Here is an 11,726-nt window from a genome sequence, read left to right on the forward strand (position 1 = left end):
CGTCGACCTAGCCGACCATTTTTCGAGCTCCAAGCTGTTCGATATCTTGAAAAGCGATTTTTTGTTTAAGAAAGTAGCCTTGGGGGAATGGGGGTTGGATATCGTCTGGCCAAACGCTCCACATGCAGCCGTACCGACAACTGTGCTTTGTCGTATTCCGCCCGTAGGCTAGTTCTCAACGTTACCAGGGCGGCGCTGGCGCCGTCACCTGACCGCCATCCTCAGCCCTTCCCTTCCCGACGCACACGGCACGGCCATTTTCCCAGCCACAATAGCTGAGCCGGCCCTCCGCACGCGATCGGCCGAAGGCGGCATCGGGCGCGCCGCATCCTTCACAAAAATAGATCGGGAACTTGTGCTCGTCGTCAGCGGTCAAGGAGATCGATCCTTTGTCGGATTGAAACTTAGTCGGCATGGTCTTGGATGGAATCGGAATGAAGATGCTGCAATGATCGCACCATCGTTGGAGCCAGACCATGTGCAACCTCTATAGCCACACATCAAACCACACCGCGATCACCCAGTTGGTGATGGACATCAAGCGCATCAACGACAACATCGGCAACATGGAACCGCAGACGGGCATTTTTCCGGACTATCCGGCGCCGATCGTCCGCAACACACCTGAGGGCCGCGAGTTGGTGAATGTACGCTGGGGCCTGCCGTCGAGCCAGAAGGCGCTCTATGACGCCGCGGCGAAGCGCGCCGACAAGCTGCGCGAGAAAGGAAAGCCCGTAGATTTCGACGAGCTGCTGAAAATGGAGCCCGACAGCGGCACCACCAACGTCCGCAACATCAAGACGGCTGCGGGTAAATGGAACGCTCATTGGAATCGATGGATGGGTGTCGAGAACAGGTGCGTTGTGCCGTTTACGTCGTTCTCCGAGTTCGACAACACCGTCGACGAGACAGGCAAGAAGAAGGGTGACACCTGGTTCGCATTCGATGAAAGCCGACCCCTCGCCTTCTTCGCCGGCATCTGGGTCGGAGGGTGGGAAGGCGTTCGAAAGGTGAAGAAGGGTATCGAGAAGGAAATGGAGCTTTTTGGCTTCCTCACCTGCGAGCCAAATGATGTTGTGGGGTCGATCCACATGAAGGCGATGCCGGTTATCCTGACGGAGCCAGCCGAAATCGAGATGTGGCTGACAGCACCGAAAGAGGAGGTGATCACCCTCCAACGCCCCTTGCCTGACGGAGTCCTCAAGATCGTCTCGGTTGGACGAAAGGAGGACCCTCCTTCCCCAAGAGCGCCGTCCTAACTATCTGCCGAACTTTCGACCGCCCTTTCGCTTGCCGACCCATGGCATGTCGCCTGCGATGTTGTCCTGGCGATCTCGCTGCATTGCTGCCAGCGTTTCGTGGGGCAGTGGAACCGACCCTGCCCCGTGAGTACCTGAGAACTCCGGTGGGCTTCCCGCATGACCGAGAGCAAAATCCGGGTAGTACCACCCGCAAACAGAGCATCTGAGGCGACCTGCTAGATAGGTTCGTCCGTCGTAAATATCGAACTGCCACCCTAGGTAGTGCGCCAGCGTATCGAGCGCCAGTTGGGCATCGTGGCTGCAGACCCAGTAGTGGCTGCAAAAGGCATGGATGGCCCGATGGGTATCATGGAAATCTTGCAGCGTCCTGATCGCCCTCGTTGCCATCAGTGGAAGTTCCGGCCAGACGGCAGGGCATCCATCAGCCGCTTCGTAGCAGCGGCGTCATATTGATCCTGCTCTCGATTTCTTCCCTTGGGCGCACCTGACCTGCCCTCATCTGCACGAGCCAGTGTGCGCTCGCCAATTTCCACCCCGCCAGCGATTGCCGCAATCTCACCGGTCAGGTCGAAGAACTCTTTCGCGATGACGTGAATGATAAGGCCTTCGCGTTGCAGTATGCCCCGCACCCCCAGAACACGAGCCGCGAGCACGACGCGCCGATTGGCCTCAAATATCTTTGGCCAGACAATCACGTTGGCTACGCCTGTTTCATCCTCAAGGGTCGCAAAGATGACACCGCTGGCCGTGCCTGGCCGCTGCCTTACGAGCACAAGGCCGGCAACAGTCACCATCCGTCCTGGTTGAGCGGTACGCAGATCGTCTGCCACCAGAACGCGTCGGCGCTCCATACGCTCTCGGATGAAGGTCATGGGGTGGGCCTTCAAAGATATCGATAGGGTCCGATAGTCGTGAATGACCTCTTCGCCCAAAGTCATGGGCGGCAGATTGCTCTCCTCATCTGCCCAGGCAGGAGGCGCTTCGCCCGCCTTGAAGAGCGGAAGCCTTTCGGCGCCATGCTCACCGTCCATGCCCTCGATGGCCCACCTGGCGTCCCGCCGCGATAACCCGAGAGACTGGAAAGCGTCAGCATCAGCAAGCGCCACAAGATACTTGGACGAAAGGCCAGTTCGGAGCCATAGATCCCGGATGCTGTCATATCCGTTGCCGCGGCGCGCGATGATCAGGTTTGCATGCTCGACGCGGAGCCCGCCAACGAGGTTGAACCCCAGCCGCACGGCCATGTTCCCCCAGATGTCGCCCGCCATCTCAGCATGCCGCTGGGCCAGAGTTACGCCGGCCTGGTTAGTCCGCTCCATGACAACTTCGAGATCGCTTAGATTGATGTCGACTGGTCGCACATCCACGCCATGATCGATTGCATCGCGAACGATTTGAGCCGGCGCGTAAAAGCCCATCGGCTGTGAGTTGAGAAGCGCCGCGGCGAACACGTCCGGGTAGTGGCATTTCAGCCAGCAGGAGACGTAGACCAGTAGGGCGAAGCTCGCAGCATGGGACTCGGGGAAGCCGTAGGAGCCAAAGCCTTCGATCTGTCGAAAGCAGGCCTCGGCAAAGTCCTTCTCATAGCCACGTTCAAGCATGCCGCCGACGAACTTGTCGCGGAAGATGCCGACGCCACCGGTTTTTTTGAAGGTCGCCATAGCGCGCCGGAGCTTGTCTGCCTCGCCCGGCGTAAAGCCTCCTGCCACGATGGCAATCTTCATCGCCTGCTCTTGGAAGAGCGGCACGCCATAGGTTTTCCTCAGGACATGCTCGAGCTCGGGCGACGGATAACTGGTCGGTTCCAGCCCTTGCCGCCGTTTGAGATAGGGATGGACCATGTCCCCTTGGATAGGGCCAGGCCGAACGATCGCCACTTCGATAACAAGGTCGTAGAACTCGGTCGGCTTGAGCCGCGGCAGCATGGACATCTGCGCCCGGCTTTCGATCTGAAAGACACCGATTGTGTCGGCCCGATGAGTCATGCGGTAAACGCGTGGATCTTCCTGAGGCACTGTAGCAAGGGTCAGTGATTGGCCGTAGTGCTGGCGCATCAGGTTGAACGCTCGGCGAATGCAGCTCAGCATTCCTAACGCCAAGACATCGACCTTCAGGATGCCGAGCTCGTCGAGATCATCCTTGTTCCACTCGATGACCGTCCGGTCCTCCATTGCGGCGTTCGAAATGGGCACCAGATGGTCAAGGCGATCTCGCGTGATGACGAAGCCACCGACGTGCTGCCCAAGGTGACGCGGAAAGCCGTAGAGCACGCTGGCGATTTCCAGAACCATCGCAATGGTCAGGTCGTCCGGATCGATCCCCGATTGTCTCAGCCGTTCGACGGGAATGTCGAAATGGCCCCATCCCCAGGTTGCGCCGCTGATGACACGGATAAGGTCATCTGAAAGTCCCATGACCTTGCCGACATCGCGGACCGCCCCTTTGGTGCGATACGTGATGACGTTGGCCGTCAGTCCGGCACGATGCCGGCCGTATTTCTGGTAGATGTATTGCATCACCTCTTCGCGCCGTTCGTGCTCGAAATCGACGTCGATATCTGGCGGCTCGTCACGCTCGGTGGAAACGAAGCGTTCGAAGAGCAGATCGACCAGCATTGGATCGACCTCGGTAATGCCGAGGCAGAAGCAGACCGCGGAGTTTGCCGCCGATCCCCTGCCCTGACAGAGGATGCCGCGCTCTTGGCGCGCAAAACGAACGATGTCTTGAACCGTGAGGAAGTAAGGCGCGTACTTCATCTCAGCGATAAGCGCGAGCTCGTGTTTCAAACCCTTCTCGACCTTTTCGGGAATTCCATCAGGGTAGCGCGATCTGGCGCCCTCGTAGCTTAGTCGCTCAAGGGTCTGTTGCGCAGTTTCGTCCGTGCCGACTGTCTCTTCCGGATAGATGTACCGGAGTTGGTCCAGCGAGAAGTAAATGTGGGAGAGGAAGCGTTGCGTTTCGGCCAGTGCTTGGGGGTAGTCGGGGAAAAGTGATGCCATCTCCTCGGGGCCGTGAATTCGTCGCTCCCCATTGGGCCAAAGCAGATGTCCCGCATCGAAGATCGTTACGCCCTCGCGAATGCAGGTGACGACGTCGTGCAGAATGTGCCGCGTCCGCTCGTGGTATAGCGGGTCAGTCGAGGCCAACATCGGCACACCGGCCGTAACGGCGATTTGGGCGAGATGGTTGATTCTCGCGTCGTCGGAACCATTGTAGAAATATGGCGCTGCCAGCCACACGCGTCGCGGCGCCTTTTCTGCCAACCATCCAGCTATTGCGCCGTCTTCATCCAACCTGTCGACACGGGGAACAACGATCAGAAGCTGACCTTCCGAGTAGTCGATCAGATCCTGGCGCGTGAGGAGACATTCGCCCTTGGGCGCTCGCCGATTGCCTAACGTCAAAAGCGCGCTCAGCCGACCATAGGCCGCTCGATCAGTCGGGTAGACAGCAATGTCAGGGGTGTCATCGGAAAATACCAGGCGAGCCCCAATGATCAGCTTGAAGTGAGGATAGTCCTTCGCAAGGTCACGGGCTGCAGCGAACGCGCGGACTACCCCCGAAAGGGAGTTTCGATCGCAAATGCCGATGCCTGACAATCCCAGTGCTGCAGCCTGACCGACCATTTCAAATGGATGGCTGGCGCCGCGCAAGAAGCTGTAATTCGTGGCAGCTAATAGCTCGGCAAAGGGTTGGGAGGCCTGGGAAGAAGGCTCATCCATGATTGACTCTTGGGTGTATTTGTTCTCATTATGTTCTCATTCCGAGTGAACCCAAGAGTCAAGACGGGAGCGATCACGATGCGCGAATTGTGGAAACCGGTTGCGCCCTTCGGTGAGGACGAGGACCGAGGATTTGCCTTTGGAGGCTTGGAGCTATGGGAAGTCGCGGACATGGAGACGGGCGAGGTTGACGCGCTTTACCGCACGCTCTCGCTCTCCGGAGGCCCAACCCTGCTGATCCTGCTTTGCGACGAAGACCGCGCGTTCCACATCGCATCTGATTTCGCGTCACGCCGGGATTGGACGAAGATCGATGACTGGGATGGGATCGACCTCTATCCCGAGCAGATCGATGTCATTGCCCTGTACCCAGGGGAGGCAGTTCCACCGGGAGTACCATATCTGGGCGAGTTTGATGGTGAAGAAGCCCTTCCCCCGACAGACTGGGAATAGTCTGTCCGTCGCTCTCTACTTCCCGCCGCTATTGATCCACTGCCAGAAGCCCGATCCGAAGATTATCATGGCCACGCCGATCAGAGCGGTGAGGACGGCAGTCCCTACTTTCCGGGTTGAGCCGTCCCATGTGAGGCGTAGGCGTCGGAGGAATCGGAAATCCTCTCTGGCCTCGTCCTGATGCTCGGCACCGTCGAGGCGCAAGCCGGCATCTGCCAGTTCCTCCCGCATCGCAGCGCGGATTTGGGCGAGCTGCTGATCGGTGAAGCCCTTCCCTACCTTCTCGACGAATTCGGTAAGGGCGCGTGATTGCTGGGCGCGATCGCGCTCTAGGAGATCGACGCGCTTGCTCAGGGTGAACTTGCCGCGACCAAGCGGATCTTCTTCAGGCGTTGCCGTCATCAGGCTACTTTCCTTTGAACTGCCGCGCCGCGAAGGCCCCGGCGTCGGCAATCACGATGGCCGGAACCAACACCAGAGCCATGTCATGAATTCGGGCAGGAACGTCGATGACGACGAGGTCGAGACCGAACCACGGGTTGATGATCTGGACCAGGTAGATGGCTGCCCACCAGAAGCCGAAGGGCACGACGATGAGCCACCGGCCCACCGATGTTGCAGACCATGCCCTGCCCGCTTCGGCGACGGCGATGTCGCGGGCAGCCTCGATCTTGGTGATGATCTGCTCGGCGGCCAGCTTGTCGGCATCGTTCTGAGCGTCGAGCTTCGCCTGATAGGCCGCCAAGAGCGGCCCAGTGAATTGCTTGATGACGCCGCCCCCGAGCCAATCGAGGATAGCCCTAAGCACGGATCACCGCCTTGGTCTCGCCGTTCTCGATGACCTTGATCGTCGAGGGATCAGAGGTCTCGCTGATTGCCATCTTCACCTGGACTTCAGGATCGGACGCCACCGACGCCGGCCGCGGGCGCATCCAGACGTTGAGGACGATCACCGCCAGCGTGACATAGGGCATGTACTTGGCAGGGATGATGCTGCCCCAATCGAAGCCAAGCAGCGCCATCAGCAGCTCGGGCGTGAGAAGGATGGCGAAGACGACGTTCACGAGCCAGGTGCGCCAACGGACGAGGGTTTCCCAAAGTTTGTTCAATTATGCCTCCTTGGCAACGGCAGAGAGCGCCTGAGCGCGCTGCGCGTTGATGACGGTGCGGATGATGAAGATGCCGGCGACGATGACGACGCCGGCGATGACGAAGCCGATGGGCAGGCCGGAGAGTCCGTTGACCTGATCGGCAGTGCCCACACTGACCGTTCCGCCAGCGCCCACACCCTGGCTGACAGCCTTGCCCGCCGCATCCTTGGCGTCCTGCTCGAGCTGTGCTTTTGTGCTGACCCAAGAGAGCGCTTTTGCCTCGACACCTGCCACACGACGCGCCCAACCGCTCTTGTAGGTCTGCCAGATGGCCAGAGACTGAAGGAAGCCGAGCCGCTTGGCGCAGTGCCCCTTGATGACGACGCGGGGATTGGCGGCCTTGGCTGCGAGGATGGTGGCTGGACCGATGCGCCCATCAACGTTGACGCCGAGCACGCGTTGAAGATCCTTCGCCGATCGCGACACGCCCGAGTTGACGCCATAGTCCCAAGTGGACAGGTCGACGCCGGCCGGCAGTTCATCGCCACGGATCGGTACCCAGTATTTGCCGTGATAGATATCGGCGATCTGGTTGTCGTTGAGGGCTTTGATATCGAGGTGCGGGAATGCAGCAGCCGAGATGCCCTTCTTAGTTCCTTTGAGCACGCCGACGCCGCGCTTGCCGCCCGTCCAGTTGCCCGGATCGCGTGGGTCGTCGGTGAAGCCACCCTCGTGCACGAGCACGTTTTTCAGCGCAGGCTGAAAGTTGCCTTTGGCCATTAAGGCCTCCTGATTTGCAAAGTTAAAGAGAAGAACCGGCGCGACCTGCTACGGACGTCCATCACAATGGAGGAATCGCCCTTGCCAAGTTTTCGCGTCATCGATCTGCGCTCTGGCGTCATCGAGCCAGAGCACATAGTTGATGCCCGCTCACCTGAAGAGGCGGCGATGCTGGCATTGGGAGAGAAAGGCGTGCGAGGCGGCCAAAACCGCAGCCGTCTATTTTGCCGCGTCTATTGGGTTCAGGACGGCCAGACCAACATGGTCAGGCTCTATCGGCCACTCTGGGAAGAGGCGGAACCTTCTTCTTGATGAATGCATTGATTGCTCAGCGCCCCATGTCCCCGGACGCTGGACTATTCCTACCTTGCCCCGGCTAGACCGGGGCTTTTTCGTGACAGTTTCACGGAACTAAAATACCTGAGAGCCCGTTGCGACGGACCTACCGGCAAGAGAGGCTTCGACTGTGAGGGCGGTCGGAGCCTTTCTCTTTTGTCGGGAACCAAGTCCCCTGAACGCAGTTCATAGAGCCGAGCATCTGGCCCGGTTTTGACGCTGACCGCTTGGCTGGATGCTCACCCCAAAGCCGCCGCGTGATCCAACAGAGGTCACGAGAGGCGGCTTTTCTGCCTCCGGGAACTCCTGTGATGTTCGAAAAGAAAAGGCCCCGCAGAAGCGAGGCCTTTGGTTGATCGTTGCGCTGTCCGGCGTCCTTGTCGTCCTTGTCAGGACTTCGGAAAATTACTGTAGAGCGCCGAACGAAATCTGAGGTGCTGGAATCTGCTGCTGCACGTGACGCACCGCAGCCTTCCCTTCGTGGTTTTCGACCACCTTCAACGCGGTCGTGCTGGACATGGTGTGAGCAAATGCGTGATGCACTGACATGACCGCATCTTGAAGCGCCTGATCATCCTCCAGCGCCTCTACCCTGATCCCCAACTCTGCCAGCTTGTCGAAATGAATGTGCTTGTTATGCGCCTTGTTTACGGCCGCACTTGAAAGCGCATTCACAACCTGATCCGCCATGGCGCCAGGATCCTGCTCAGCCGAGAACATGTTCGCCACTAGGCTGTCCCTTACGAACCGCTTCGACCAGTCGACGGCATATTCACACTGAGTTAGAAACGATGGTGTGTATCGGTTGAGGATCGGCCCCCATACGTGAGCCTTGGTGATGTCCTCCTTGATCTCAGTATAGGCACGGGCAAACTCAGTGACCACGACATCCGCAGGAATTCCTCCAATTTGCGGGTCGATAGGGCCAAGCGAGGAGTGCTTTCCGATGAGAACAGACTTGCATGACAGAGCGAGCATCGTGCCCGCCGACATGGCAATTTGGGGAACGATAGCTCGGATGTCGTTCCCGAACATTTTTTGCAGGTAGGTGGTCAAGGACTCCGTGGCTGCGATGCCGCCGCCCGGTGTGTGGAGCACCAAATCCAAACCCTTTGACCTGTCCATCCCATGGATGCAGGCCATAAAGGAGTTGATGTCGTCGTCGTTGATATCGATGCCTTCCACACCGCCCTTCGTGAGAAAGCCGGAGTAATAAGCAATCACATTGCGACCGGTAAGGTCGGCCAGTGCTTTGAGATACTTCCTGCGAACACGATCCATCGTCGTGTTCGCGAGCATGGCATGCTCTTGCTGCTCTGCATTAAGCTCGTTCAGTAACTCGTGCCAATCTGCCATTCGCCCCACCTTGGTTCAATGTGGGGGCACCTACGCCAGTCGAGTCATAAACCGGCAGCACAACACGAGCAGTCGGAAAGTCATTTGACGACGGCAACGGCATCGGCGTGACCAGACCGGCAGAAATCAGCTCGTTAAGCTTGTCTGCCAACGAAGATGTGTGCGTCGGTTGAGTGGTCATTGGAATCCCCCTGAGTGAGCGGAACCTAGTGAAGCCTGACAATTTGTCAACGACAGGTTAAATCAACGCTTTGTGGCCTCGATAAGTTCGATCGATACGGGCTCTGCGCATCGTCGCACACTTCGACCGAAGTGACATTGATGACCGTCAAAGCCGCCGCGTATCCCAATAGAGGAACGATGGGAGGCTTTTCATGCTCGACCTGTCGAACGTTACAGACGGCGCCGTCAGTAAGCCATTCATAGACAGCGCCCAGGGCGAGTTCGAAGTCAGCAAAGCCTTGGACGCTGCGGCGGGAAAGCCCCCAAAGGGGCGGCGCGGTTGCACCACAGGAAGATACTAGAGACGAACTCTCAAAATCGCGGTAAGAAAGTGAGGAACTCGTCAAAAGTGTAATAGTATTCTGAGAATACCCGATCTTCCTGAAAAGGTGCTGCGGCAATATCTGTCGCTTTTAACGACATCAAGCCACTTCTAAGCATCTCTTGGTAACTTGCTGCCGTCATGCCTGATTTTTCAGCCATTTCTGACGCGATTGTGGAAATCACGGCGAAACCGGGGCGCGAAACGTCGATATCTGCTGCCACAACCATGTGCCCGACCTCATTCTCGTAGACGTGGTCGAAACTGGCCAGCAGGCCCGCGAGTATGTCGCTCCGCCACCTAGCGTAGTTTGTGGTGATGCCATAAACGCCGTCATCAGTGAGCAAGTTTGCAATCTTCGAGAAGAAGTAAGGGGTGCGTACGCCCGTCGCGCCCACCCATGTTGGATAGACCAAATTATCAAGAACAAGATCAAAGCTGTTGATTGGGAGCACAGCCGCGGCGAGCCTCGCATCTCCAGTAACCACTGTAACTCTGTGGTCTGAAACAGTATCCCCAATTCTCTGTGTCACATCCTCGCGAGCCAGCAGTCGCGGCAATTCTTTAGACCAGTCAACGACCACAACGCTTTCGATGGACGGCAAGGAGAGAAGCGCTCTGACATAGGTGCCTGATCCCAGCCCCAAGACCAAAGCCCGCTTAGGCTCAGGATGAGCACTCAATGCAACACCCAGTTGTAGGTAGTGTTTAGGCTCGGTTGGAAGCTGCCCCATCCCTTGGCCGTTCACATAGGCCTCGCCCGTGCCGTTGCTCTCCCATGTGACCGCAGCGATGCCAGAGCTACCCTCCTGGATAAAAGCAGTAGGGGCACGGGCGACGCTAGGCCCATAAAGTAAGTGCTCAAGCGGCAATAGGATGAACGCAAGGAGAACGCCTGCTGCCATTCCGTACCAGACTGGCAGTCGCTGACGATCCGCTGTGGAGGCCAGCCAGGCAGCGGTTGCCAAAGTGACTAGGACCAGCAGGACTAATGAATTCCGCGCGCCGATAGTCTCGCTACCGACGAAATGGAAAAGCGCCGCCCCTAGAAATGCCCCCAAGCTGTTAAGGATATACATCCGACCGGTGTGGCGGGCTATGTTTTCTGTTCTGACCGCGGAACACAGAAGTGGGAAAATGCCGCCCAGAAAGAAGAAGGTTGGGAAGCACAAAACCATATAGTAAGCCCATGTGGCACCCAGTCTCTCCAGGTCCGGCACCAAGATGCGGGAAGAGACCATTGCCTGTGCAAGTATGCAAGAGACAACTAAGAAAGCCGCTGCGGCGCCGAGCATTCCGGCCACCGCAACCGGAGGGTTTCGCAGAACCCAAGCGCGCCCTGGGAGCAGAATGCTTCCCAAGCTAAGGGCGAAAAGGACCGTACCGATTACGAACGCAAAGTTGTACGGAGCGCCTGGCAACAGGTCGAACGCCTGACGAATGAACACCACCTCAACCATCGCGGTGAAGAACCCTGTCAGGAAGGTCAACCAAAGTGAGGCCGGGATTGCCAGATCGCTCGGCGCAATCTCTGCGACCGCATCCTCGATATCCGGTGCCGTCGGCACCCAATAGTCCAGCAAGATGGCAACGATGCCAATCGCTACGTTAAGAGACGCGGCAACAGCAAGTGCGTCTGGGATAGCGAGGTTGTTTAGTAGGAGATAGGGGACCGCGAAGGTCCCCGTAACGGCACCAAGAATGTTCAGGCCGTACACCATCCCCAGCGCCTGCCCACTGAGCCGCTGCCGTGCAAAGAAACCTGCGAACATCAAAGGGAGCGTACCCCCCATCAAAATGCAAGGTGGCAGAAAGAAAAGCGCACAGCCAACGATTGTTAGGATGCGAATTCCCCCGACGTCACCCATCCCAGGGCGAAAAACCTCGACAAGGGTTTGAGATAGGCTCCCAATGACGGAGAAGCTTACTAGGGCAAAAAGGCCAATCCCAATCTCGACCAGTCCGTATACCGTCAGATGCCGACGGCGGACGCGAGAGAAAAAGTAAGCGCCAAGGCCCAGCCCAAGAAGGAACACGGCAATCACGATCGAAGCAGACGTGTTATCGCCGCCAAAATTGTAGCGCGCGAGGCGGTCCCAAACGACCTGATAGACCAAGCTGCAAAAACCGGAAACTGTAACTGCAATAAGAAAAGCGGCGCGAAACACCATATGCACTTTAC

Annotated in this window: 10 protein-coding genes; 3 read left to right on the forward strand and 7 right to left on the reverse strand. The window is 57.9% G+C overall.

Translation table 11 applies throughout. The features are described 5' to 3' along the window. The first annotated feature begins 476 nt into the window (after positions 1-476). Positions 477-1,259 carry an SOS response-associated peptidase family protein gene (locus J7557_RS12535; protein WP_291420405.1) on the forward strand — a complete coding sequence of 261 codons (783 nt, stop codon included), beginning with the start codon at positions 477-479 and terminating at the stop codon, positions 1,257-1,259. Positions 1,260-1,648: 389 nt separating this feature from the next. Here J7557_RS12535 and J7557_RS12540 read toward each other — a convergent pair whose 3' ends face one another. Further along, positions 1,649-4,984, reverse strand: a complete 3,336-nt coding sequence (locus tag J7557_RS12540) for an error-prone DNA polymerase (protein ID WP_291420406.1) — start codon at positions 4,982-4,984, stop codon at positions 1,649-1,651. Between the two features lie 78 nt (positions 4,985-5,062). Here J7557_RS12540 and J7557_RS12545 point away from each other — a divergent pair, with 78 nt between their 5' ends. Then, positions 5,063-5,437, forward strand: a complete 375-nt coding sequence (locus tag J7557_RS12545) for a hypothetical protein (protein WP_291420407.1) — start codon at positions 5,063-5,065, stop codon at positions 5,435-5,437. 15 nt (positions 5,438-5,452) lie between these two features. On the opposite strand, the gene J7557_RS12550 is transcribed toward J7557_RS12545, so the two are convergent. From J7557_RS12550 to J7557_RS12565, 4 genes are read right to left on the reverse strand one after another with little or no spacing between them, the layout of a single operon-like run. Then, on the reverse strand, positions 5,453-5,839 hold the full coding sequence (locus J7557_RS12550; RefSeq protein ID WP_291420408.1) for a hypothetical protein: 387 nt from the start codon (positions 5,837-5,839) through the stop codon (positions 5,453-5,455). 4 nt (positions 5,840-5,843) lie between these two features. Further along, positions 5,844-6,245 (reverse strand): hypothetical protein, encoded by a 402-nt coding sequence (locus tag J7557_RS12555; RefSeq protein ID WP_291420409.1) that lies wholly within the window; start codon positions 6,243-6,245, stop codon positions 5,844-5,846. Continuing rightward, on the reverse strand, positions 6,238-6,546 hold the full coding sequence (locus J7557_RS12560) for a hypothetical protein (protein ID WP_291420410.1): 309 nt from the start codon (positions 6,544-6,546) through the stop codon (positions 6,238-6,240). Before J7557_RS12560 ends, J7557_RS12555 begins: the two co-directional genes overlap by 8 nt. After that, complete coding sequence (locus J7557_RS12565; protein ID WP_291420411.1) at positions 6,547-7,308, reverse strand: glycosyl hydrolase 108 family protein; 762 nt, start codon at positions 7,306-7,308, stop codon at positions 6,547-6,549. A gap of 66 nt (positions 7,309-7,374) precedes the next feature. Here J7557_RS12565 and J7557_RS12570 point away from each other — a divergent pair, with 66 nt between their 5' ends. Continuing rightward, positions 7,375-7,620, forward strand: a complete 246-nt coding sequence (locus J7557_RS12570) for a hypothetical protein (RefSeq protein WP_291420412.1) — start codon at positions 7,375-7,377, stop codon at positions 7,618-7,620. A gap of 429 nt (positions 7,621-8,049) precedes the next feature. On the opposite strand, the gene J7557_RS12575 is transcribed toward J7557_RS12570, so the two are convergent. Beyond that, complete coding sequence (locus J7557_RS12575; protein WP_291420413.1) at positions 8,050-9,000, reverse strand: hypothetical protein; 951 nt, start codon at positions 8,998-9,000, stop codon at positions 8,050-8,052. A gap of 534 nt (positions 9,001-9,534) precedes the next feature. After that, positions 9,535-11,715 (reverse strand): hypothetical protein, encoded by a 2,181-nt coding sequence (locus J7557_RS12580; protein WP_291420414.1) that lies wholly within the window; start codon positions 11,713-11,715, stop codon positions 9,535-9,537. Between the last annotated feature and the right edge of the window lie 11 nt (positions 11,716-11,726).

Source organism: Devosia sp. (assembly GCF_017744655.1).
Lineage (GTDB): Bacteria > Pseudomonadota > Alphaproteobacteria > Rhizobiales > Devosiaceae > Devosia.